Source organism: Bacillus sp. CCNWLW194 (genome assembly GCF_037120585.1).
Lineage (GTDB): Bacteria > Bacillota > Bacilli > Bacillales > Bacillaceae_G > Bacillus_A > Bacillus_A basilensis.
Genome location: NZ_JBBBBL010000016.1, coordinates 37,538 through 60,413, shown reverse-complemented (window position 1 = coordinate 60,413; position 22,876 = coordinate 37,538). Strand labels below are relative to the sequence as shown.

20 protein-coding genes and 4 pseudogenes are annotated in these 22,876 nt (G+C 32.2%); 8 read left to right on the top strand and 16 right to left on the bottom strand.

The window, feature by feature from the left end; genetic code table 11:
- Window positions 1-139: 139 nt before the first annotated feature.
- The 4 genes and pseudogenes from V7S50_RS27295 to V7S50_RS27280 form a co-directional block, all read right to left on the bottom strand.
- The gene (locus tag V7S50_RS27295) at window positions 140-961 is read right to left on the bottom strand and encodes an MBL fold metallo-hydrolase (RefSeq protein WP_242253727.1); all 822 of its coding nucleotides are present in this window, start codon (window positions 959-961) and stop codon (window positions 140-142) included.
- A gap of 282 nt (window positions 962-1,243) precedes the next feature.
- Window positions 1,244-1,864 (bottom strand): DsbA family protein, encoded by a 621-nt coding sequence (locus V7S50_RS27290; protein WP_242253729.1) that lies wholly within the window; start codon window positions 1,862-1,864, stop codon window positions 1,244-1,246.
- Between the two features lie 486 nt (window positions 1,865-2,350).
- Window positions 2,351-2,686: pseudogene (locus V7S50_RS27285) on the bottom strand (YxeA family protein).
- 497 nt (window positions 2,687-3,183) lie between these two features.
- Window positions 3,184-4,998 carry an acyltransferase family protein gene (locus V7S50_RS27280; protein ID WP_242253731.1) on the bottom strand — a complete coding sequence of 605 codons (1,815 nt, stop codon included), beginning with the start codon at window positions 4,996-4,998 and terminating at the stop codon, window positions 3,184-3,186.
- A 463-nt stretch (window positions 4,999-5,461) separates the two neighbouring features.
- On the opposite strand from V7S50_RS27280, the pseudogene V7S50_RS27275 reads away from it, so the two are divergent.
- Window positions 5,462-5,683, top strand: a pseudogene (locus V7S50_RS27275) (zinc ribbon domain-containing protein); the annotation flags it as partial.
- Between the two features lie 338 nt (window positions 5,684-6,021).
- Here V7S50_RS27275 and V7S50_RS27270 read toward each other — a convergent pair.
- Genes V7S50_RS27270 through V7S50_RS27260 form a run of 3 tightly spaced genes read right to left on the bottom strand, consistent with a single transcriptional unit; the run spans window position 6,022 to window position 8,117 of the window.
- Window positions 6,022-6,633 (bottom strand): replication-relaxation family protein, encoded by a 612-nt coding sequence (locus V7S50_RS27270; protein ID WP_336376644.1) that lies wholly within the window; start codon window positions 6,631-6,633, stop codon window positions 6,022-6,024.
- Window positions 6,620-7,786 (bottom strand): FtsK/SpoIIIE domain-containing protein, encoded by a 1,167-nt coding sequence (locus V7S50_RS27265; protein ID WP_336376645.1) that lies wholly within the window; start codon window positions 7,784-7,786, stop codon window positions 6,620-6,622. Before V7S50_RS27265 ends, V7S50_RS27270 begins: the two co-directional genes overlap by 14 nt.
- Before the next feature lie 10 nt (window positions 7,787-7,796).
- A complete protein-coding gene (locus V7S50_RS27260; protein WP_242253734.1) occupies window positions 7,797-8,117 on the bottom strand; it encodes a hypothetical protein in 321 nt (106 codons plus the stop codon).
- Between the two features lie 290 nt (window positions 8,118-8,407).
- On the opposite strand from V7S50_RS27260, the gene V7S50_RS27255 reads away from it, so the two are divergent.
- A complete protein-coding gene (locus tag V7S50_RS27255) occupies window positions 8,408-8,629 on the top strand; it encodes a helix-turn-helix domain-containing protein (protein ID WP_075312952.1) in 222 nt (73 codons plus the stop codon).
- 396 nt (window positions 8,630-9,025) lie between these two features.
- Here V7S50_RS27255 and V7S50_RS27250 read toward each other — a convergent pair whose 3' ends face one another.
- Window positions 9,026-9,823 carry a LysM peptidoglycan-binding domain-containing protein gene (locus V7S50_RS27250; RefSeq protein ID WP_336376646.1) on the bottom strand — a complete coding sequence of 266 codons (798 nt, stop codon included), beginning with the start codon at window positions 9,821-9,823 and terminating at the stop codon, window positions 9,026-9,028.
- A 444-nt stretch (window positions 9,824-10,267) separates the two neighbouring features.
- Between V7S50_RS27250 and V7S50_RS27245 the strand changes: the two genes are divergently transcribed.
- Window positions 10,268-10,396, top strand: coding sequence for a hypothetical protein (locus tag V7S50_RS27245; RefSeq protein ID WP_255448914.1), 129 nt, complete (start codon window positions 10,268-10,270; stop codon window positions 10,394-10,396).
- Window positions 10,397-10,553: 157 nt separating this feature from the next.
- On the opposite strand, the gene V7S50_RS27240 is transcribed toward V7S50_RS27245, so the two are convergent.
- Window positions 10,554-11,438: an Rpn family recombination-promoting nuclease/putative transposase gene (locus tag V7S50_RS27240; protein ID WP_000104999.1), complete on the bottom strand. Its 885-nt coding sequence runs from the start codon at window positions 11,436-11,438 to the stop codon at window positions 10,554-10,556.
- 509 nt (window positions 11,439-11,947) lie between these two features.
- Between V7S50_RS27240 and V7S50_RS27235 the strand changes: the two genes are divergently transcribed.
- The gene (locus tag V7S50_RS27235; protein ID WP_309260391.1) at window positions 11,948-13,021 is read left to right on the top strand and encodes a Rap family tetratricopeptide repeat protein; all 1,074 of its coding nucleotides are present in this window, start codon (window positions 11,948-11,950) and stop codon (window positions 13,019-13,021) included.
- A 608-nt stretch (window positions 13,022-13,629) separates the two neighbouring features.
- The gene (locus V7S50_RS27230; RefSeq protein ID WP_336376647.1) at window positions 13,630-14,343 is read left to right on the top strand and encodes a hypothetical protein; all 714 of its coding nucleotides are present in this window, start codon (window positions 13,630-13,632) and stop codon (window positions 14,341-14,343) included.
- A gap of 146 nt (window positions 14,344-14,489) precedes the next feature.
- Here the strand turns inward: V7S50_RS27230 and V7S50_RS27225 are convergent.
- The 4 genes and pseudogenes from V7S50_RS27225 to V7S50_RS27210 form a co-directional block, all read right to left on the bottom strand.
- Window positions 14,490-14,900 (bottom strand): annotated as a pseudogene (locus V7S50_RS27225) (Tn3 family transposase); the annotation flags it as partial.
- 128 nt (window positions 14,901-15,028) lie between these two features.
- Window positions 15,029-16,006: a DUF4179 domain-containing protein gene (locus V7S50_RS27220; protein ID WP_336376648.1), complete on the bottom strand. Its 978-nt coding sequence runs from the start codon at window positions 16,004-16,006 to the stop codon at window positions 15,029-15,031.
- 3 nt (window positions 16,007-16,009) lie between these two features.
- Window positions 16,010-16,540, bottom strand: coding sequence for an RNA polymerase sigma factor SigX (locus V7S50_RS27215; protein ID WP_242253743.1), 531 nt, complete (start codon window positions 16,538-16,540; stop codon window positions 16,010-16,012).
- A 280-nt stretch (window positions 16,541-16,820) separates the two neighbouring features.
- Window positions 16,821-17,036, bottom strand: coding sequence for a hypothetical protein (locus V7S50_RS27210; RefSeq protein ID WP_336376649.1), 216 nt, complete (start codon window positions 17,034-17,036; stop codon window positions 16,821-16,823).
- Window positions 17,037-17,379: 343 nt separating this feature from the next.
- On the opposite strand from V7S50_RS27210, the pseudogene V7S50_RS27205 reads away from it, so the two are divergent.
- Window positions 17,380-17,994, top strand: a pseudogene (locus V7S50_RS27205) (recombinase family protein).
- 63 nt (window positions 17,995-18,057) lie between these two features.
- Here the strand turns inward: V7S50_RS27205 and V7S50_RS27200 are convergent.
- Both V7S50_RS27200 and V7S50_RS27195 read right to left on the bottom strand, forming a co-directional pair.
- Complete coding sequence (locus V7S50_RS27200; protein ID WP_336376650.1) at window positions 18,058-18,777, bottom strand: hypothetical protein; 720 nt, start codon at window positions 18,775-18,777, stop codon at window positions 18,058-18,060.
- A gap of 290 nt (window positions 18,778-19,067) precedes the next feature.
- On the bottom strand, window positions 19,068-19,610 hold the full coding sequence (locus tag V7S50_RS27195; RefSeq protein ID WP_336376651.1) for a hypothetical protein: 543 nt from the start codon (window positions 19,608-19,610) through the stop codon (window positions 19,068-19,070).
- Between the two features lie 795 nt (window positions 19,611-20,405).
- Here V7S50_RS27195 and V7S50_RS27190 point away from each other — a divergent pair.
- Window positions 20,406-20,711 carry a hypothetical protein gene (locus tag V7S50_RS27190; RefSeq protein WP_242253747.1) on the top strand — a complete coding sequence of 102 codons (306 nt, stop codon included), beginning with the start codon at window positions 20,406-20,408 and terminating at the stop codon, window positions 20,709-20,711.
- 48 nt (window positions 20,712-20,759) lie between these two features.
- On the opposite strand, the gene V7S50_RS27185 is transcribed toward V7S50_RS27190, so the two are convergent.
- The gene (locus tag V7S50_RS27185; protein WP_242253748.1) at window positions 20,760-21,200 is read right to left on the bottom strand and encodes a hypothetical protein; all 441 of its coding nucleotides are present in this window, start codon (window positions 21,198-21,200) and stop codon (window positions 20,760-20,762) included.
- A gap of 374 nt (window positions 21,201-21,574) precedes the next feature.
- On the opposite strand from V7S50_RS27185, the gene V7S50_RS27180 reads away from it, so the two are divergent.
- Window positions 21,575-22,804 carry an NAD(P)/FAD-dependent oxidoreductase gene (locus V7S50_RS27180; RefSeq protein ID WP_309260384.1) on the top strand — a complete coding sequence of 410 codons (1,230 nt, stop codon included), beginning with the start codon at window positions 21,575-21,577 and terminating at the stop codon, window positions 22,802-22,804.
- The last annotated feature ends 72 nt before the right edge of the window (window positions 22,805-22,876 follow it).

Here is a 22,876-nt window from a genome sequence, read left to right as displayed (position 1 = left end):
TTGGATACCTAAAGTGCCAAAAACCTTGCGGTTATTTAGTAGCACTTCGTATCTAACCTCACTTTCATCCCATGCCTAAAGGCGATGGGCTTTCTCGTTCGAGAAGGGGTGTAATAGTTAATGATATTTATTCATATCATTAACCCCAAGGCATTTCGTTTGTTACAACTTTTGCACTTAATTCTAATACACCTTTATTTGCATAGCCTGGATATGCTGCATCAAGTTTCGCTACAAAATCTTTTGAAGTTTTACTTTCCTCAGAAGCTTGAACCGCAGTTCTTAGGTAATCCATAGTTGCAGTAAGTGCCTGATTATTTAAAGATTTTTCAATTGATCCATGGCTAGGTACAATTATGTCAGCATTTAATGCTTGTAATACTTTCAAATTCTCAATCCATGCCTCCATTGCTGCTTTTGAGCTAGTATCTGCTAAGAACACATGGATTTCGTTAAATACATCAATGCCTCCAATCAATAATTTCAATTCTCTATTAAATACGCTAGTTCTGTAATTATCTAAGCCTACTAGTTCAAATGTTAACCCCTGAAAATCAATAGATTTTTCCTTAAACACTTGAGGTAATACCACATTACTTGGTGCATTTTCTCCAAGTGCATCTTTCCAAACTTTTAATTTTCCTAAGACAGAATGAACAATATGTTCAACAGTAGACTCTGTAGCATACGCTATAGCTTCTGGGTAAGCAGCTTTAATGCCCTCTAATCCAAAGTAGTAGTCTGGATCCCCATGAATAATAAAGATTTTATCTAGAGATAAGTTATTTTTTTTCAGATAATCAATTATTTCTTTCGAATCAGACTGAGTAAATTTTGAGTTTATTAAAAATGCATGTCCTGCTTTCTCAACTAAGGTTGCAGTGACCATGAAACTTTTTTCGTCTGAACTAAACACCGTCAATTTTACATCTTTTTGATTTGTATCGATTGTTTTAAACATAGAATGTTTCTCTCCTTTTGTTAAAGTTATTAAATAGATCACACATTTTTTCTTGTTCAAATAGAAACTCGCTCTTCAATTCACCTGAAAGTGTGACAGCACCAACAAGTATTCGGGAGATGAATGTCAGTTGGCGTAAGATAACATGTTTACTACTATGGCCTATAATAAAATTGGACTCTTTAAATACAAATTGAAACCAACTATTATAAAAAGGTTTATCCCATTTACTTATAGTTTTTCTTAAAACGTTACATGCAATATACTGTAGCTTAAGATTTTTTAATATAAACTTTTAAAACGTGCTTCGATTTTATCTGGCGTCATTACCCCGCCACCAATAGGAATAATTTGATTATCCTTTTGTAAAAGTAATGAAGGATAACTATTAACACCAAGTTGTCGAACTTTATTGAAATCATTTTGGACATCTATTACTGTTTCTTGAGCGTTTAAGCGTTCTAGTACTTTTTCAGGGTCCAAACCATGCTCGATCGCAATCTTACGATATGTTTCAGGATCACTTAGACTTTGTCCCTCATAGTAAAACGCTTTTTGCATAGCCGAAGTGAATTCTAACAAACGGTCTGGAGCTAATGAGCGTAATGCCGAAAAACCAATTGCAGCATCTTTCGAATTCATTTTAAAAGTCCCTTCTTCCACCAATTTTTGATATGAAGGACCAAATTCTGCACCTGTAAGTTGATTAATTCTTTTATTTCCCTCTTCTATATATGAGAAATTTTTCATTGGTAAATTATCTAAAAATAAACCTCCACATAAAACTGTTAACGGCATTTCAGTATGGTTTTTGTAAAACCCTTTAATACTTTCTGAAAAGCCATAGCACCATCCACAATAAGCGTCCCATACATAAATAAGGTTATCTTGTTTCGTCTCCATTTAAATCTCCTACCTTTATTTTTATTATCCAGCTCAGCTAACTTTCTGGTTTATATAAGTACATCTTTTTATATCTTGTTCTTTTTTGAGTTACCTTAATATACTTTTCAAAACTAACCCTTTCAAAAAAGATTAACTATGATTTTTAACAAAAGATAACTGTGCACATTTTTTTCAAAAAACAGACACTCGCTGTAACTTATTTGATTACACCTTTATGTAACCATTCTAGTTACAACTAATATAGAAGTCAATTCTTTTTTTATAAAAACATTTAATTTCTATCCTAACGCTTCCAGAATTCTAGCATCAAATGCTTTTCTTCTTGTTCTTAAATTTTTCATAGTCCTTAGTAAATTACTCCCAAAACTTATCAGAAAGCAGCGCTCACTTTTCAATATGCTTTATATAAAAAACTACAACATAACATATAATAAAAAACGGCGCCCCCCCCACGTAGGAGAATCCACCATCACAAATAACTGATTATTTCACACCTAGTTTTTCTTTTGCTTTCTTAGGAAGCTCGTCTTCCTGCACTTCCTTCCGAGCTGTTACACCTTTTTTCTCTGAATGATATACACGTAGGAATGCTTCTTTACGAAGATTCTTTTGTACAATAAATTCTAACTCATTTTCCTTGCCTTCCTTATCAAAACCCGATAATGCATATTCATACTCCTTTCCCATCACTTTACCATTCATAGATTTTGAAACTCCCTCTTTTCAATCTATCGTAATTTAAACTCAATATTCATCTTTAACGATATGATTAATATCACATACAATTAAAAGACTAAAAAGTGACATATATTTTTTCATATTGTTCACCTCATTGATTTTTTATAATACTGTAATCCTAATCTGTTTTCGTTTGAAGAAAAATTCAAAAATATGACTTCAACATTACATTTTCGAAAGATAATAAAATTACATACATCAATATTAACAAATGAAATATTCACTTAATCATAGAAATTCATTTAAAAGATTACTAACTGAACTAATACATTATCTTGTAGGAAAAATATAAGTAGCCCGTTAAAGAACCCTACAGAACAGGATTATTAACATATAAAGTGACAACCATTTTGTTAAAACCACAGAAATTCAACATTTTTGTTATGCCGTATGTATAGTAAAAGGCATCGACACCATTCATATCCCGTACAAAAAAGCGAAGTCTTCAACTAAACTTCGCTTTTCAATGTATTATGGATTACAGAAATTATTGCTAAATGCCAAAAATTTATTTCTCCAAACATAGATCTTTTTTATTTCAGCTAATTTTGCAAAAGAATTTGATCAAATATAATTAATTATTGATTAACCGCTTTAGCCACAAGGACTGCGTATGCTTCTGCACCTACATTGGTTAAATGCACACCATCAGGTGCAAAGTAGTCTTTCTTTCCAGCACTTGCTGCATACCAATCAACTAGAGTTACATTAGGATATTTAGTTACTGTTACTTTCAGTCTCTCGTTCACAATTGATTCCCACGGACGTGACACTCTCGTATTAATAAATATTATTTTACGTTCGTTTCCAATTAATTTTATTAATGAAACAAGTTGCTCAGTAGTAAAGGCTCCATTTGTACCTAATCCGATAATGACATAGTTTCCTAAATTCCCTTCATTTTTTAACTGTTCAACTACTGGAATCGCTTTTGACAGCTGACGGCCAATCTGCGCATCAATCCTAATATCAGGAAAAGTATTTTTTAAATATGGAGTAATATCAATCATAACGGAATCGCCTATCGCAGTAACTGTGAGTGGATTTTTAGGGTGTGCAGAATTTACTTCTTTTGATTCCCCTTGATTTAGAGGCGTCTCTTGATTTGGATTTTCCCAAACTGCAACTGGATGTGGCACCGGTTGTGTTTGTACTGCTTCCACCTTATCTTGTTTAGAATTCTCCTTAGCCTTACTAGCATTCGATAACCCTAAAACTGCTATTGACGAAAAGAATAATGAACAAACTAAAGCTAACTTAACACCTAAAGTGACATTTTGAAGTCTTAAGTTCTTAAACTGAATGTTCCGGAGCGCACCTTGTCGGATTGGTTTTTCGATAAACTTCCATGAAATTTGCGCAATCAATATTATTAGAAGAAATTGAAGGATTGCTCTTATTATTGAAAAATCCCCCGCATTTACTTTTGGAGTCGTTAATGTGAGAATTGGATAATGCCAGAGGTATATGCCATACGATCTTACCCCTACCCAACGTAAAGGTCTAAATCGTAAAAATTGAGCAATGCGACTAGCTGGATGAGCTAGATTTGCCACTAACAACGCTGTTGCAATTGATAAGAGAACCATTCCTCCCTTGTATAGAAATGGATCATATTGATTGGTCTTCCAAAACATAACCAAAATAATAATAAGAGCAATGCCCCCCACTACATCAAGAATGAAACGCGCCTTTGGGATAATTTTATTAGCAAGCCTATTGCTTGGCCAAACTAAGGCAAGTACCGCTCCGATAAGTAAGGAAAAGGCCCTCGTATCTGTACCATAATATATTCTGCTCGGATCAACTCCAGGTTCATACAAATTTGCCATTGCTAAAGCTGAAGCAAACGCTCCTAGACAAATCAATAAAATCATACGGGATTGTTTTTTTATGTAGTAAAGTCCTAAACTAATAATAAACGGCCAGACAACATAGAATTGTTCCTCGACTGCTAACGACCAAAAATGATTTAATGGAGAAAGCTGGTTAAAATTATCAAAGTACGATAAGTTATGATAAATATACCACCAGTTACTAACATAAAATAATGCCGCTAATGAATCTCCACGCATTTTTCCAAGTAAAGAACTATGAAAAATCGTAATCCATGCCAATGTTATAACGAGCATGACAAGCATTCCTGGAAGCAATCTTCTTGCCCTACTAAGCCAGAACTTTTTCAAATCAATTCTCTTATTTCTCTTCCACTCCATGGCTAGAATATCTGTAATTAAATAACCTGAAAGTACAAAAAATACTGTAACTCCTAAAAACCCTCCAGGCATCCAATTAAAATTAATATGATACAAAATAACACCTAGTATAGCTAGCCCCCTTAGACTGTCCAACCCAACCATATAACGACTATTTTTTTTAAAAGGTTTAGTCATCCTACATTCACCTCTATTTCTTGGAAACTAGGTTAATAATAACGTCATAAAATGCTATTAATTTCCTAAAATTGTATAAGCTAAACCATTACAAACATCATTTTGTAAGGCTTTTTTTTATATTTACATGCACAGCAATACATACTTTATCACGTTATCTGGCTCTGTTGTGAAAATTTTTATAGTAGGTGTTTATCCTCTTCCTAAAAAAGAGGAATTTGCCCAATCAAAAATTTATATACCGTGTGTCTTAAAGTAAAATTTTGATACGTTTTTACAGACATATCAAGGCCTGTGACATTTTGAATATAATCGATAATGCATACGTAAAGGATTTTGCATATAAAAACATTATAAAAAAGGGATATGTATAATTACATATTTCTCTTACTGATAAAGCGTCTCCATTTTTAAAAAAATCCTCATTAATATTTTAAATTTCCTTGTTAGCTTGATAGCGTAATGGTATAGCAAACAAACCATTATCGTATCGGAAACATTTGCTTCAAATCAATTATGTACTTGTTATGGATATCAAAACCAAGACGTTACTAATCTAAACCTACGAAAATGGGATTACTCTTCTTGTTGTACACACCATAATCGAGAGATTTCCGCAAGTATCAATTGGAAGAATGAAGCGATAAAGCTTCTAACCACAAGGACTATAGTGAAAGCCTACTAATAAGTTGGAATTCGATAGAGCCCCTTACTTATTAATTCCCCTCTTCTATACGAAGTAATAGTGGGAGTAGTTCAATAAAGGGATAATCTTTATTAAGTGAAATTACTGGAGTAAAAAAGGAGACTTTCGTGTTTATAAGAGCAACAAAAAGAACTTGTAGGAATCTCTACAAGTTCTTTTCAGTTTAAGGTGAATATGCGGGATAAAAAAACTATCTTGCAAATTCATCATAGATACTACAGGGGTAATGCTTTGACAAGTATATTATATAACAAATATTAACATCCATAGATTTTGATTTTGATAATCATGTGAATTCAGAACAAAAGTAGCTTATTTTATGGTTTTACCGCTAAATTATTCATAAAACTCTCTATAGAATTTGCCTGGAATATACGGCAATAAGGAGATTGAACGTCGTAATATTTGTCGGTAATGATAAGAATTGAAGGAAAGAATTTAGAAATTTTCGGTTGCCAAGATTCATTATGCCATTCTTGGCTATGGAAGTATAACTCATATCTATTTATCTTATCTTGCATTATCTTTTTACTATACACTGACTTTTGAATTTCAATAAAGAATGGCGACCTACGCCATATAGTAAATGCATCGGGTTCCATGAATTCTTTCCCATACTTTGGTTCAACTTCGAATAGTTCAGGAAGTTCATAATGAACGAGTTGTTTATATGCATCCACAATACCAAGGAAATGAGGAATTTTTTGACTTGTTTTTCTGATAGGACTGGGTTGCGGAAAATAAATGTATGGATGTTGCAATACGTTAGCATCAACACGACCGTCTCTTCTTAATCGTTTCATAACCGTATTACAGCAGGTTATCGCATTCTTTAAGCCTTGAAAATGCAAGTCAATAATATCGTCTCGGGACATACATCTAAATCGCTTTAAATCATTCAGAATTCCTTTATCTCTATTCTTCATCATCTAACACCCCAAATAACGGAATTTCTACTTGCGATGAATACTTGAGTATCTTCTCCTCTTTAGACATGCGATATGGTTCAACAATTTGTTTCGCCTTACTTAATTCCAAATAAGGAGCTTGAACTTTCTTTAATCCCTTGCGTTTAAAAATCATTTGTCCAGATTGCTTTAAATGCTCTGAACCAGGAGTACCCATAATATTACTATTAATCAAACTATCACATTTAAAGCCCAGCCTTACAGTCATATTAAGTTTTAACTTACCATCTAGCACCTTGGCATCCGGCCTCTGCATACTAAGCAAAAGAAAAACCCCAAGTGATCTTCCGACTGCTGAAATCTTTTCAATTGTAGCCATACACTCTTTTTCATCTTTAAGCATAGCTACTTCATCAATAGCAAGCAAAATATATGGCTTTTGATGAGGTGGATTTAATTTGTTATACGCATCAATATGATCAACTTCATATTCTTCCATAAGTTTTCTTCGTTCCCTGATTTCCTTCCATAACTTTTGAAGCATTATTTTCATTTCGATCTCTTCCATACAAACTTCTTTTACATGCTTCACTCTACGTAAAAAATGAAATTCAGAGTTTTTTAAATCACCAAGATACAAATGCAACTTTTTAGGAGACATATATTGAATGAGTGTGGATAGCACAACACGTACCATACTACTTTTCCCACTTCCCGTTTCTCCTGCGATTAATAAGTGCGGTGAATTGGAACCAATCATGTCGTACGCAATCATTTTTCCGAATTGGTCCTTGCCGACCACAACAGGTAAACGGTAACCTTTTAATAGCGGCTGCCATTCTCTATAACAATAATTGTACGATTTTAGTCCAGCATTTGAACGAAATACATGTAGGACAAACTTTTTCACGTCCCCTTCAATCGTAATATTCCGCCCTAATATTTGCTGGAAACAAAACCACTTCTTTTCAATCTTCTGTGGATCTAAACCGTTTGGTATGGTAAACACATATCTCACACTTTCTGCTGAGACAGAAACAGTATGTACCTTTGGATAAGTAGGTACTTTCCCTCCGCGTGTTTGATGTTCCGTATATAGACCTGCTTTTCCAAATACCTCTATAAGTTGATTCCTTAACCTTTTTGTATGAAGCCAATTCTTTATCATTCTCATATGCTTCCACCTAAAACATAATTAGGATACGAATAAATACATATCCAATCAAACAAACTCCACCTATTCTCATGCCGTAATAAATACCCTCACTTATAAATTTAGCTGCCGATATATAGTCATGTCGCACCAAATATTTTTCTAACATGACTGCCCCTATTAAAACCGTTCCCATTACTCCTAATGCAATGTAAGTATGTAGTACCTGATCCGACATATGAAGGAATGCAAAAGGACTAAATGAATTGTATTTACGTATTTTCTTTTCTTTCTCTTCGTAGGGTCTCTTCATACATTCACGAAAAGAAATTGTTTCCTTCCTACCAAGCATTTAAATGCCCCCTTCTATAAACAAAATGAACAAACTAGATAAAATATAGGGATTATACGCCTATTACCTTGATAGCATTATCTTGATTGTTAACTTGGTAGATACTTTGCTAGTACAAAGGCTAGTTGATTTGGTATCTACTTCTGGTAATAAGTTTGCTATATACCATAGTGGCTACCTTGATACATCATATTACATAGGGCTTGTACATTATTAACACTTTTGTTTAAAAAAATCAGGCTTTGGTAAAGATGTGATTAATAGAGGATTTAAGAATAGGAGTGTTCACAATGTTTGGCTTGGGGAAACCATTATCAAAGTTTGGTAAGTTTTTAAGGAGAAATAATATTACTCAAACCGAATTAAAGGAATGGAGTGGAGTAAATCAAAATACAATTAGTCGTATTTCTCGTTCAAATACATTTAAGCCTTCATTAGGAAATGGCCAAAAACTAATTAGGGCCTTAAAAAGAAAAGGTTACAGCGTAGACTTTGAGGATTTCTGGATGTAATAACCAGCTCAATAAATCGAGCTGGTTATTTTTTGAGGAATTCATCATTTTTTTGATTTTTGAGCCGCTTTAGCTTATATAATAGTACTAAAATTCAAAAGAACGTGTATAAAAGGTGACAAACAAAAGATATATTGTTAATAGCAATAATATTAATACACAAGTAAAATACACGATAGAAATACGCTTTCTATTTTCTTTCCAATTACGTATACTGGAAATTATAAAACTTACTATCACCATGTAACAAATCCCTACCAAAAACACCAATACATACTCGTGAATAATTACACCACAAATTAAAAATATAACTGCTAATATTGCTAATAGTGAATGAACTACACGCAAAAATAACCTCTCCTTATCTTATTGGAAACATATTAATATACTGTTAGTTTATTTAGCAAACAGATGGTTTCCAATTTCGGCAACGGTTTGACGTGTTGTAATCCATTTATCAGTCGAGGTTTTGGGATTATAGAAATAAAGCCAATCAGAATTTGTTCCTTTTGAAGTGAGAGCCTCTTCTACTGCCATTCTTGCTTCCTGTGTAGCAGGCTGATTAATTCTACCGTCTGTAACAGGAGTAAATGCATAACCATTTTTAATCGGTTCATAAATTACGTCTGTAATTGTATTTGGAAAACCATTTGCGTTAGCACGATTTAATACTACCTTTGCAACCGCAACCTTTCCTGCATGCGGTTCTCCTCCTGCTTCTGCATTTACTAATCGAGCCATTAAGTCCACTTCTTGTAATGAAATACCAGTATCAATCTTTAAGTGCTGACCGACAAAAATATGGTCTCCATCTACGTTATTGTTTTGTTTTATAGACTGTATTGAAACTTTATATTGTTGTGATATAGAACTTAATGTATCCCCACTTTTCACTTGGTAAATTGCTTGATATGTATTAGTTGAAACTGTTGAATTATTTTTTTGAACATATTCGTTTGCAGTTGACGCTACCGGAATTGTTAAACGTTCTCCAATATTAATTTGATCATTTGCTTTATTATTTGCTTGTTTAAGTGATTGTATGGACACCTCATATTGTTTACTTATTGCTTCTAGGGTATCATTCTTTTGAACCGTATAAACCGTTGAAGCCGCAGTCCCTACTGGATTTGATACTACTGTAATCATTGCAGCAGATAATGGTAACCAGGTTTTTGCCTTACATAACTTCATTCAAAAAAGCCTCCTAAAAATTATTAAGTACTCTTAATATGTTTAAGTTAAAAACAAATCAAGCTATTTATAGCGTAACAAAACATTGAATTCAAGTCATTGAATTTGTATTTCTATATAATAATTGGGTTGCTTATGATATTAAAATTGAATTATTATAATTATGTTTCAAAAGAATCGGACAATCTAATCCTTAAACTAAATATGGTGAAAGTAGAGGCTTATTTCAATTGCCTAATAGTTTCTTCCTAAGAACTGTTTCTATATCCTATACTGACTTCTAATTACTTATAGAAGGAATGATAAAAATGAAGGTTTTGTTATCCATTATTTTGTTTAGTTCTCCTTCAATTAAGTGTTTTTCTTTACATTGAACTTACTATTAATCCTTATATTAAGTATAATAAATACAAAGATATAAATAATGCCATGGAGGTTTACAACATGAAAAACATAATGGAACGCCTCAACAATCCATATATTAAATATCCATTAACTGTAATTTCAGCTATAGCTATAATAAAAACAGGTTATGATTTAGGTTCCTTTATTACAAATTTAAAATATTTTTAAATCGCAAAAAGGAAATTGATTTTTTTAACAAAAGATCAATTTCCTTTTTGATATAGAAAAAGCACTGCTGAAATCTTCAGCAATGCTTTCCCATTAACCTTATATGATAATGAACGTCTAATTTTTCTACTCATGAGTTCTGTATACTCACATATATTTATTTTAGATTTAAGATACGTTCTATTTCCTTCACACTCAGCTTACTTGCTTTTGCAATAGTTTCAAGTGGTACACCAATTTCATGCATTCCTCGGATCATCTGCATCTTACCTTGCTCAATCCCTTTTTCCATGCCCTCTTGTTCTGCATGTGCTAGCTTGGCTTGTTCATCTAAAAGCAATTTCTCTCGAGCTTCATACGCTGTTCGGAAAGAGGAATCATGGCTCATATTTTCCCATTTATTTATTGCCTTTTGTAAAATTGGATCTTGATTCATCGCAATCTCCTCCAATGTTTGAGTTAAATGTTCATCTTCATGTGCTGGTAATAATAACATCCAACGAACAAATGTATTTTCCCACGGGTTGACTTTTTCTTCACGCCATTGTTTTACCAATTTCGGTATCTCTACAAAATGGATTTCAATGTCGTCACTTAAGAGTTGCTGCATTTTAGTATTCCATAATTGTCCGATGGTATGAAATGCATCATCCTGAGAAAATAAAATAAAATCTAGTAAGTTAATGGTAATAGTTTTCCGAAGTGAACGATATGGCATTCCTTCTTGCATTTGGGATGTATAAAGTTTACTCCAGTAATATAAAGATCGTTTTACCATATCATGTGTATTTCGAAGCTGAATTTCAATATTTACTTGCGTTCCATTATCTAGCGTTGCTAATAGGTCTAAAATCGATAACTTATCATCTTCATAAGATTTATGGAGATGTGGATCATCTAATTGTAGCGAAGTAATAGGTGCATCTAAAGATTCCTCTAAAATTGCATTTAGGAAACCAGTTAAAATTTCCTCATTTCCTTTTGTTCCAAATAACTGTTTAAAAGCAAAATCAATGCGTAAATTCACTAATTTAGTGGACATGGATTTCCTCTCCCTGTCTATATCATATCTTATTACTATTGTACATAAAAAAAGGTAGCACATGCAAACAGGCTCTTATGTTATCAGGGTGTCTAAACTTATAAAAACTTGTGATTCCAATAAAAAGCGATTGCAAATAACTTCGTTTTGTGCCAAAATCTTTATTATTCGTCTATTTCTTAATCACATTATTATCAAACTAAAACCTACTTTGCTAATTCAAAATAAGTATATTTAACCAACTTATCTCTTAACCTGTTTGTCCAATAATTGTTTAATTCGCGTATATGATTTAGATTTGCCTCTTGTAATCCCTCTAAATTATTATCTCTAGAAATCTCTCGCATCCTATATATAAAAATCTAATAAACAAAAAAGAAATTTCTTCCTGTCATTTTTTAAAAAACTGAATAATCAGTTTTTTATTTTTCAATAACAACACCAGCTTGAAATTTCGTTAACATGGTAAGATTATGGAAATATATACTAATAGAATGAGGGGATTAAATATGAATGTGCAAACTGTCTCCAAAGGAGAAATAACAAATCTACTAAACAATTGGTATCAATCCATCATTTCACAACATGTACTAAAATCTACAAATTACAAGAAAGAAATTGATAGTAAGATCCATCAAATCGAAGAAGATCAAAATATACTTATCTATTATTCATTACTAGATTTTAGATATAAGTTACTTACCCATGACGTTAATAACTATAAAGATAGTTTAGAAAAGATAAATCGTATGCCTGATCAAGCAGATGTCTTCCTAAAATACTATCATAATTTTTTTAAAGCAATTTATTCAATTAACATGGGAGATTACACTTCCGCTAAAGAACAATACGAAAAAGCTGAATCATTATTAAAAGACATTCCAGATGAAATTGAAATAGCTGAATTTAATTATATGTTTGGTTCTTTCCACTATCATATTTATCAGCCACTACCAGCAATCAAATATACTACCAAGGCAAAGGAATTATTTTCAAAGCATACAGGGTATGAAATCAAAGTTGCTGCTTGTAATAACACACTAGGTCTTGCTTGTACTTCCCTCGGTCAGTATGAAAGTGCGGAAGAACACTTCCTTGCGGCTTTAAATACTTTCAACAAACACGACGAGGATAAACTATCAGCAAAAGTGAAACATAATTTAGGATTATTGTATGCAGATCAAAATCTTTCCGAACTAGCAATTAAATACCTAAATGGATCACTTTTAAATAACCAAAAAACATTATTCTTATTAGCACAGGAGTATTTCAAATTAAATGATAAAAACGCTGTTAGGTTGAATATTGAAAACGGATTAAAAATTTCAAATGAAGAGTACAATCATCATTTCAATATTCTAAAAGGATTAAATGACAATATAAGTACAGATGAATTAGAAGACATCATTTTGGCAGGGATTTCTTATTTTAAGAAAGAAGAGTTATGGAAATACGTAAAAGATTATTCAGCTGTTCTAGGTAATAAGTTTTACGAGTTAAAATCGTATGAAAAAGCGAGCAAATATCTACACATGACAAATGAAGCTGATGAAAAGGCTTCAGAGAAAGGAGCTTTAAAATAATGAAAAAATCTCTATTAATTTTTGCTATTGTCACAGGTTTTTTATCTTTTAGCTTCAGTAACACTACAAACTTACAATCTGTATCAAAAGAAAAGGTAGATTTTGTTCAATATGCACATGGTGAAACTATTTAACACAATAAAATACTAAAAAGTTATGTCATTACCCCATTACAATGCGTAACATAAATATTTATTAACAAAATAAAAAGAACCCAATAGAGGTTCTTTTTATTTTTGCTTGCTACTTTTAACCATTAATCTAACTTTCATTTATTAGTAATGAACAAGAATTCGAGATTATAAATTACAAAATAAACCAATTGACCATAATATTTCAATTACATGTAAAATATTGAAATATTTACCAATTAAGTATAATATATGTATAAATTTACGAATTTGCTAACTTCCCTGAAATGAATGATAATTTATTAATAGAGAACAAGAAAAGAGGTGTAGAATTTGAAACGATTTACAAGGAAACAAAAAGTAATAATTATCATTTTTATAGTTTTTGTTCTATTAATTTTCTTAGGATTAATAACAATTAAAACTACTTTATTTGAGGGGAGCATTTACGTAAATTAACAAAGCATAGGGGGAATTATGTTGAAAAAACTAGTAAAACCATTCGTCTATCTTTTAGCCTTCATACTAACGTTCACAGGTCTTTTTGTGAATCAGTCTTTCGCCGCAATAGAAACAACAACTAACACCATCGAACAACAACAAATCGAATTGGAAAACCACATCAAGCATTTAGCTACAACTGATCCAGAAGCAAAAAAATCATATGAACAGTATGTTCAATTAAGTGATAAAGATAAGGAAAACTTTGTGAAAGCGCTTAATAGTGAAGAATTTGTAAAAGCACTTCAAGCCACTACAACTTTAAATCCAGGTGAATCAAGATCTTTCAGTAATGGTTCTATCATAGCAAGCGTTGTCGAAGAAGTTAAACCTCAAAATGAGGCACCATTAAACACTCTTGCAAGTTATGCAGTTAAAGAAAGAAATGTAACACACAAAGTAGTTGTATATGGAATTTTCGCTAGTATCTATTGGGTGAAAGTTAGATTCCAGCATCCATTAGGCTCAAGAGATGTAACGAAAACATTAAGTGCTGATAATGGACACACTAATATTAATCCATCAATTATTGTAACCGACCAAGGAGCAAACCATTGGGCATCTGCTGGATGGGCTTTTGCAACTGGTAAATTTAAAATTGCAGCCACTGGTTCTTTAGGGTTCTGGTCATTCACGCATGTATTAAATTTAAAAGCTGATCCTGAATATACAACTGGTTGGCTTAACTAACATTTCCATAACAAGAAAAAAGAGTCCTATTAAATTAGGACTCTTTCACTTTTCTCATAAAGGGGCACGGCAACGATTCCTTCTTTTGGGGGCCACTTAATAAAATAGCCATAATCTATGTATAAATAGATTGTGGCTATTTTTGTTTAATTTGCAGTTTGTAATCCATTAGGCGAAATGTCCATATCAAATTGGATATCGGGTGGTTGACGATCATCATCCAATCCATATTTCCCGAATCGATTTATATGAAAGGTAAGGTATGGACTCAAATCAGATAGTACTTCTTCGTCTAATTCATTTCCTTCTTGGATGTATTCATGCAAGATATGAGTAAGTTGAAAGACGTTATAAAAAAAGACACAAGTTGCAATTAAATGATTGTATTTTATAATTTTCCGTTGTCTTTCTCGATGATTTTCTGCAATAATTCCATCCCCTCCGAAGAATCATCATTTTGTAAACCCATTAAAAGATTCGCTTTTATTTGTAGCCGCTTGAATTGTGCTTCTTAATTCCTCGTCCGATAAATATTTCAATAAAAATAAGGTACGGATTTGTGATTATTTAATGAAAAGAGATAGAGTGAAAATCATGTACGAAATACATGTAAGTATAACCAGAAAGAATATAAGCTTCGTATGAGATACATATCGTTCTATTCTTTTTCTCATTTCAATTTGTCTTACTTTTTCAATTTGGAAGGATCAATTTGAATTTGTCCCTTCCAAGATCCAGCTACCTTTCCAATTTTATTTATATTTACATCTAATGTAAGTGGCTGCTTGAAGGAATCTTTCCCCTCAGGACCTTCCACAAATGTAAGGACACTTTCTGGTCGATCTTTATCACGAATACCTACATGTTCTAATTCTTGCCCAGCTGCTTTTAGCTTGAATGGTAATCCATTTTCTCCTTGAACAAATGATAATTGTGAAAAGGTTCCATCTTTCCCATGATACTCTGGATTCTCTTCTTGTTGTCCATTTTTCTTGCCTTCATTTTTTAAATTTAATCCATTTGTATCAAATTCAAATGGTACTAAACTTCCATCCACTTTTTCAATTCTATAATGAACAGATATACGTGAATTTGCAATATATAATTCCTTGAAATGTACCGTCACACCTTGGTCTGTAATTTTTTCATCAATCGGAATGTACTGGCCATTTTTCATCATATCTTGTGTGACACCATTTTCATCTTTCATACCTTCGTTTACAACCTTATCATTTGAAACTTCATTCGAAAAATACGAAGCAACATTTGTAGCTGCCACTTGTACCTGTGGAATCATAGCTGTTGTGAAAATTCCTGCTGCAGCTACTGCCGCATACATAATACGTTTTGATTTTTTATTCATATTCGTAAACAATCCCTTCTTCTGTTCAGTATTTTCATTTATATAAGAAACATTTTCTAGCTTTGTGCGACTTTCAAATGTTTTCCATGCTTGATCAATATCAATGTTGATGTCTTGTGATGAGTGTATAGTTTCTTCCTCTAACATGACATGTTCCCATTGATTTAATTTACTAATTTCAAGTAATGTATCTTGGCATACTTCACATGTATCTAGATGTTTTGTGAATTTTTTTCTTGTATGATGAGGAAGCTCCCCATCTATAAATGCTTGAACAAACCCTTTATCATAACAATTCATTTTTTATGCCCCCTCTACTTGTTTATACATCTTACGAAACTTCTGTTTGGCTCGGACCAATAGTGTTCCAATAGAAGATATGTCGATATGAAGTACGTCTGCGATTTCTTTATATTGAAAACCAGAAAATTTCATTAACAATATGGTTCGATCTCGTTCATTCATATTACTAAGTACGTTTTGTACTTTTGTAATCTCTTCTTTTCTAATCCAATCATCATCTAATGATGGGATAGGTTGAACCTCATGATATTGTATCGTTTTATCTATTCTCGCCTGATGTCTTTTTTCAGATCGTAGATATTTATATGCAACATAAGTAGAAGATTTTATGAGCCAACCAGGTACATTTTCAATTGTTTTCCAATCATTTCTATATAGCTGTAAAAATACTTCTTGTGCTAATTCTTCAGCAATAGGCTGATTTTTAACAATCCATAGAATTTGTTTCACAACGTAAACGTAGTATTGTTTAAATAAGTCTTCAAATTTTACATCTGAGACAGGCCTTTCTTCCTTTTTTATCTTTAACATGTCAGTTAAAACCTCACTCTCATTTGATGCCTGTATTATAAAGAACCCAGAAAGACGAGTTTTGTGACAAAAATGTTTATTTTTTTATTATGTACGAAAAAAAGCATTCATCTTTCAAGTAGATGAATGCAAAAATTAGAATGATTTTGAGTTTTTCTTCCTATCCTTATCAAAAGATGCATGAATTCAAAACCTAAGTAATTTAGCCTATTTTCTTTTAAAACCGAAAAAGGAGGTATCTTCTGGAGATAAAAATAGCATTTGAAATTTAATGTGTTTTTTATAAGTGGCCCCAAAAAGAAAGAATCGTTGCCGTGCCCCATAAAAACAAATTTGCAAATTCTATTAACGTTTTAATTAGTGTCATTACCTGAACTACTAGCGTAATCTTCGAAACGATATCTAATTTCTGCACACTCCCTTTCTTCCCATCTTCTTTTTTTCGTCCTTGCTTATTAATTTTCTGTTTACTTTTCTTCTTAATTTTTTTGTTCATTATAAAAACTCCCTATATATTAAAGTAACGAGATTCACTCGTTCACTATGTATAATCAATTTCACCCAACTTTTCTTTCTATTCCAATTATCATTTAATAATTGCTATAAATATAAAAAAATACAAATTCAACTACTAAAACATTTAATTTTCTAAAATACAAGAAATACCAAATATAATGTATCCTAAAAGGTACACTTTAAAGTACAGTATTAATACATACAAAAACAACGTTCACAAAAGCCTTAAACCTATAATAACGAACGTCCTTTTTCCGAACAGGAATTAACGAACGCAAAATGATATAATTAATGAAAAAGAGAGTAATAGGAGCAAGAATATAATGAGTATTAAGAAATTTGGTTATGTTCGTGTAAGTACCAAAGACCAAAATGAGGGAAGACAAATTGAAGATATTAAAAAACATGTTGAAAGTGAACGTGATATTTTTATAGATAAAAAAAGTGGCAAAGATTATAACAGAGATTAGTATCAATTAGTAAAAAGGATGTTGAGAGAAGGAGATATTTTATATATTCACTCATTAGATAGGTTTGGAAGAAATAAAGAAGCAATTTTAAAAGAATGGAAAGCAATCACACAAGATATTAAGGCACATATTATCGTATTGGATATGCCATTGCTAGATACAACGAAATATAAAGATAGTCTCGGTAATTTAATTACTGATTTAGTACTACAAATATTGTCCTGGCTTGCAGAAGAAGAGCGAACGAAAAACAAAGTACGCCAAAGGCAAGGAATTGAACTGGCAAAAAAAGAAGGCAGACCGTTAGGGAGAAAACCAAAGGAGATTTCAGAAGAATTTTATGAAGCATACCGTTTGTGGAAAGCTTGTAATATTACAGCGGTACAAGTTATGCAAATGTGTAATATGAAAAAAACTCATTTTTACAAACGGTACGACTTTATTTTAAATCCACAGTTAGCTCATTAAAAAAAGCTTTTTACTTCTAGATGCAAAAAGCTATCATCATTAAACATGATGATAGCTTTTATATTAATCCAAACTAATTTCTTCATTATTTTTTTCTGAATCCCCACCAACTAAAGCCAGTTGTAGTTGTTTATAAATTTCCTGTGTATCCGGTGTAGTTTTTGCTTGTTTACGTTCACGCTTAACTGTAGAACCATTTTTAACCAGTAATTTTTCTTTAGTTTCTGCGACCATTTCCAGGTGCTCAAGTACCGCTACACGCTCTAATCCTTCCATTTCATCTAAATCTTCTACATCATCTGCATGGTCAATTATTTCTGACTCTTCTGTTTTTATAAGTTCCTTCTGTTCCTTTTTCAATTCAATTACTGGTTGCTCTTGCACTATCTTCTCTTTTTCAATATTAACTTCAGCAGCTTCAATTACCTCTAAAGGGTTGTTTTTAGCATTTGTTATTTTATTTGCTTTTGCTATAGCAATTTTCACCTTCATCGCTCTTAAAGAAGAGGATATTTGATTTAGTATTCTTCCTAACCCATAGAAACGAATTGCTTCAACTATAAAACCCATTACAATTCCAAAAATCCATGAATTAGAAAAGTATCCAACTAAACCAAATGTTATAACTCCCGGTAAATATAAGCTAGCATAGGCTATTAAATTAGGTATAGCTTTTTCTACTGTTAATTTGAAACTATATTTAATTATTAAATATATAGCACTTAACCCCACTATTAAACCAGCCGGACTTATTAACAAATTTTTAAAAGTTTCACCTATCATTATAATTTCCTCCCTTTATGAAAGAAAATGTTCTAAAGGCAAATTTATTAGAGGGATATAGAATGGCCTCACCACATGTGACACCTTCTCTAATATAATTTCTGCATATTTAAGCATGTAATCAGTTAAACTATTGACCTCTTCTAACGCGGTTCCACAACCAGCCTTCTGAAACAAGGTTTTTCTTCTCTTTTACCATTTCATATTCATTGAAATGGAACTTTAACACCTGGAAATATTTAAATAACTTCTTGTATAGTAACAAGGTATAGACTCAAAGTCTCAATCCCCTATTTATCTAATAATCCTTGATAAATAGATTCTTCTCCTTCCTTTAAAGTACCAATTCCATACTTTTCCCCACCTATAACGTTACGAATTGCAACAGCTGATGACTCTTCAAATGAAAAGGTATACGATCCCTTTCTTACTAAATCATGTACCATAATGATTGCTTTACGGCCATTAATTGTAATTGGAAATGTTGTATATTTTCCCTTTTCAGCATAAAACTGAAACTGTGATTCAAATTGATAACTTATTGAGCTTTTTTCTCCTGTACCGAACTTCAAATCAGAAATTCCATTATCAATTGCCGCTTTTATACTTTGTACTGTACTATCAATGCCCCCAATTATTGTGCAAAGTAGTAAGGGAACACGCTGACCTATTTCAGCAACAACATGTGCAAAGCAAAAGGCAGACTGATACGTTTTACCTCCTACAAGAACTTCTATCATCCACGGATGAGTATCAGATATCTCAACTTCTTCTAAAATCTTAGCTATTCGCTCAAATCCATTTAGTTCATTCGTTTTAGTTGTAACTTGCATTATTTTTCCTCCTACTACTTAGTATGAAATTTGTTTAATAAGTTAGTGGAAGTGTTACAAATCCTTTAGAGTAACTGCATAATAAAATTCCCTTTCAAATATATACAACTACCTTCATCCTTTCTTTATAGAAATATCTATATTAACGGCATAAGCCTAATTGTTTTTAAACACAAAAAACCCTTTCGGGTAGATGAATTTTGCAAGCAACGCTGCTTTACAAAGTCATTTCCCCGAAAGGGTTGTAGTATTTATGGATTATAAAAAGAAAAAAAGAAAGTCTTACATACATTATATAAATTACTAGCATCATATTCAATTTGTTTTTAACAGAAGATTCAGATCTTTGTTTGTATTTATGTTTTATTTTTTGTTATAATATGGATATATTTTAAAGGGTTAAGCTATAGCTCCTTATTACTATTGATATGATTTCATAGTATATTATCATCTATTTTGAGTATTATATATTTTAAAATATTGATTGAATTGTGCTACAGTCCCTTATTACCTTCTGATATGTATGTAGCAAAAAAAGCCGAGATTCCAATTCTTGGCTTTTTTACTATAATTAGATTGGTATATATGTAGACTAATTGTTTGCTATAGTTCCTTATCACTTCTTGATATTATATGATATGTAACCATTGAAGACCTCTAAAATAGCATTATTTAGAGGTCTCCATTTATGGATAAAAGCACTAACTTTATATACTTAAAATATAACATGTGTAACTTTTGAGTAAGTTTGATAATTCGCCTTTAACTATTATTTCTATTTTAGGAGTGGATTCTATGGAAGGAAAAACATTGATAAAGTATATTTTTTACTTTTTTTCTTATTTACTTGTTTACATACCCTCACTTCCAGTTATAGTTGTTCTTGGTATGGCTGGCGCTTCTCCTGATGTAGAGCATACTATACTAGAATGGATAATCATGATTTTTGAGTTAACTGTTACAATTTTAGGTGCTTGGTTTTTTAATTTTATTTTCAAAAACATAATAGGAATTAATAAAAATACAAAATTCACTTGGACTATCTGTATTCTTCATTTAATTCTTATTCCTTTGACATGGAGACTTCTTCTTTATTATTAGGTTATCAATCTTTTTTATGAATAAAACTATATTTCAAATCCCAATTATTCAATCGTGTACTTGCATACTAAAAAAATAAATACCTTTGTCTGTCCTAAACAAATATTCTTCATAACAGCATGCATAATAATCTCCTGGATCTAATTTAATCCAATAAATCTCATCTGGTTCTTGCTTGAATACATTTAATAACTGCTCTATTATAAATTCCTTGGGAGTCAATCCATTTAAATCATATCCGTACGGTATTTTCCCAAACCAAGAAGACTCTCCATTGGGATATTGGCAAATTAGGAATTCTTTTTTCCATTCTTTCAAGCGGATGAGTTCTAATATGTCTTTACTAGTAGCGTATGTCGCTTTTTTGGCTAGTTCAAAAATATTGTCCTTTTTATTTTCTGACATAATACTAACCTCATAATAATTACTTACATATTCGTCTGCATTTATATCAGCAAAATCGCTTAAGATTTTATTAATTGTATTCATTTTTTACTCCTTTTAACTTTAATTTATAAGAGAACGACAATTATGTAAAAAGTAAAGCCGTCCTGATGGACGGTTTTTTGTATTTTTTGGAGAGCATAGTTTTTTCCGAAATGCTGACGATACTCCTTATAGTCTTGCGAAATATTATTTTAAATAATGCGTCTTTTGCTTCATTATGATTATATAAATGTATATAAATTGTAAGTTATATGTCCAATTTTTTCTGTACTTATTTCGTTTTAGCTTCCATACTTTATGTATGTAGTGCATTCTTATCAATTTTCCCCATTACTTTAACTTGTAGGGGCATTAACTTTAGAACTCTGCTAATGGATAAGCAAGTTAATAATTGTACTTGAAAATGGAGTGATACGATGAATAAGACGTATGATGTCATCATTACCGGTGCTAGATGTGCCGGCTCTACCCTGGCAATTTATCTTGCTAAGGCAGGTTTCCATGTGTTGTTAGTGGACCGAGCGAATTTTCCAAGGGACACCTTATCAACCCATACCTTTTTCAATAATACTGTCGCTCTTCTTCGAGAAACCGGTGTCCTGGACAAGTTATTGGAAACAAAAGTACCGCCGGTACGGGATATTAAATTTCAATTTGAGGATACCGTGATAGAAGGTCTCATCCCTGAGGTTTACGGAGAGGAAAGTTGTTATTGTATTAGAAGAACTTATCTCGATCATATTCTACTTGAACAAGCCAAATCCCAAATGAATGTAACTGTTTTAGAAGGATTTCGTGTGACGGATGTCATCCGTGATGACGAAACAGTGATAGGCGTGAAGGGTTTAGACGGCGAAAACGAAAAACAAGAATTTTTAGCTCGCCTGGTAGTCGGGGCAGACGGCCGATCCTCTATTATTCGCAAGCTGGTAAAAAGTGAACTCAAAATAAGTATTCCGGCAACAGTCGGCATCTATTTCGGGTATTTCTCCGGATTTCGCCACGATAATGTCCCTAAATTTGAAGTATACAAGATAAAAGATAACACAGCCATTCTCTTTCCGACGAATGATGATTTATATGTAATTGTCGGCATTTTCCCATTAGAAAATAAGGAATTGATTGAACGGTTGAAATTAAATCCGGAAAGCTGTCTACGCAATTTCTTTACAGATAACTTTCCGAATACAACAATTGGGGCGCGCTTGAAAAATGCAGAACTAGTAGAACCGGTCAAAGGCATTCTCGGATATGATAATTACTGGTATAAAGGAATGGGAAAAGGATGGGCGTTGGTTGGAGATGCAGTTTGTTTTAAAGATCCTGGCATGGCGCAGGGTATCCATGATGCTATATGTGGAGCACGTATATTATCCAATATTCTATCAAAATATAAGGGACAATCCGATCAATCAAATCAAATGTCTGAAGAATATCAAAAGGCAATAGAAGATGAGTTTATGGTTCGGTTTCACATGGGATGCCAAATTTCGAAGAATGAACGCATATCTGAACAACAGGATGCTGTCAACAAGCTAATCAGTTCCCATCCAGAGGCTATAGAGAAGTTTTTAGGGATTTACAATTATGCAAACGAGCCCGCTGCTTTAGAAAAAGAACTCGCACGAATTATGCAATCGATCTAACAATGATTTTAGAGATTAAGTGATTTAAGTACAAAAATAATGCGCTATGAACCTCCCCCACTTACTCGCTTC

What these genes read in the sequence shown, in the direction of transcription:
- V7S50_RS27215 (WP_242253743.1), bottom strand. Translation starts at nt 16,540, where the DNA reads ATGTTAAAGATAAAAAAGGAAGAAAGGCCTGTCTCAGATGTAAAATTT.
- V7S50_RS27245 (WP_255448914.1), top strand. Translation starts at nt 10,268, where the DNA reads ATGAAAAACATAATGGAACGCCTCAACAATCCATATATTAAATATCCA.
- V7S50_RS27220 (WP_336376648.1), bottom strand. Translation starts at nt 16,006, where the DNA reads ATGAATTGTTATGATAAAGGGTTTGTTCAAGCATTTATAGATGGGGAG.
- V7S50_RS27270 (WP_336376644.1), bottom strand. Translation starts at nt 6,633, where the DNA reads ATGATGAAGAATAGAGATAAAGGAATTCTGAATGATTTAAAGCGATTT.
- V7S50_RS27255 (WP_075312952.1), top strand. Translation starts at nt 8,408, where the DNA reads ATGTTTGGCTTGGGGAAACCATTATCAAAGTTTGGTAAGTTTTTAAGG.
- V7S50_RS27180 (WP_309260384.1), top strand. Translation starts at nt 21,575, where the DNA reads ATGAATAAGACGTATGATGTCATCATTACCGGTGCTAGATGTGCCGGC.
- V7S50_RS27295 (WP_242253727.1), bottom strand. Translation starts at nt 961, where the DNA reads ATGTTTAAAACAATCGATACAAATCAAAAAGATGTAAAATTGACGGTG.
- V7S50_RS27240 (WP_000104999.1), bottom strand. Translation starts at nt 11,438, where the DNA reads ATGTCCACTAAATTAGTGAATTTACGCATTGATTTTGCTTTTAAACAG.
- V7S50_RS27260 (WP_242253734.1), bottom strand. Translation starts at nt 8,117, where the DNA reads ATGCTTGGTAGGAAGGAAACAATTTCTTTTCGTGAATGTATGAAGAGA.
- V7S50_RS27185 (WP_242253748.1), bottom strand. Translation starts at nt 21,200, where the DNA reads ATGAATACAATTAATAAAATCTTAAGCGATTTTGCTGATATAAATGCA.
- V7S50_RS27265 (WP_336376645.1), bottom strand. Translation starts at nt 7,786, where the DNA reads ATGAGAATGATAAAGAATTGGCTTCATACAAAAAGGTTAAGGAATCAA.
- V7S50_RS27280 (WP_242253731.1), bottom strand. Translation starts at nt 4,998, where the DNA reads ATGACTAAACCTTTTAAAAAAAATAGTCGTTATATGGTTGGGTTGGAC.
- V7S50_RS27290 (WP_242253729.1), bottom strand. Translation starts at nt 1,864, where the DNA reads ATGGAGACGAAACAAGATAACCTTATTTATGTATGGGACGCTTATTGT.
- V7S50_RS27190 (WP_242253747.1), top strand. Translation starts at nt 20,406, where the DNA reads ATGGAAGGAAAAACATTGATAAAGTATATTTTTTACTTTTTTTCTTAT.
- V7S50_RS27210 (WP_336376649.1), bottom strand. Translation starts at nt 17,036, where the DNA reads ATGAACAAAAAAATTAAGAAGAAAAGTAAACAGAAAATTAATAAGCAA.
- V7S50_RS27235 (WP_309260391.1), top strand. Translation starts at nt 11,948, where the DNA reads ATGAATGTGCAAACTGTCTCCAAAGGAGAAATAACAAATCTACTAAAC.
- V7S50_RS27195 (WP_336376651.1), bottom strand. Translation starts at nt 19,610, where the DNA reads ATGCAAGTTACAACTAAAACGAATGAACTAAATGGATTTGAGCGAATA.
- V7S50_RS27200 (WP_336376650.1), bottom strand. Translation starts at nt 18,777, where the DNA reads ATGATAGGTGAAACTTTTAAAAATTTGTTAATAAGTCCGGCTGGTTTA.
- V7S50_RS27230 (WP_336376647.1), top strand. Translation starts at nt 13,630, where the DNA reads ATGTTGAAAAAACTAGTAAAACCATTCGTCTATCTTTTAGCCTTCATA.
- V7S50_RS27250 (WP_336376646.1), bottom strand. Translation starts at nt 9,823, where the DNA reads ATGAAGTTATGTAAGGCAAAAACCTGGTTACCATTATCTGCTGCAATG.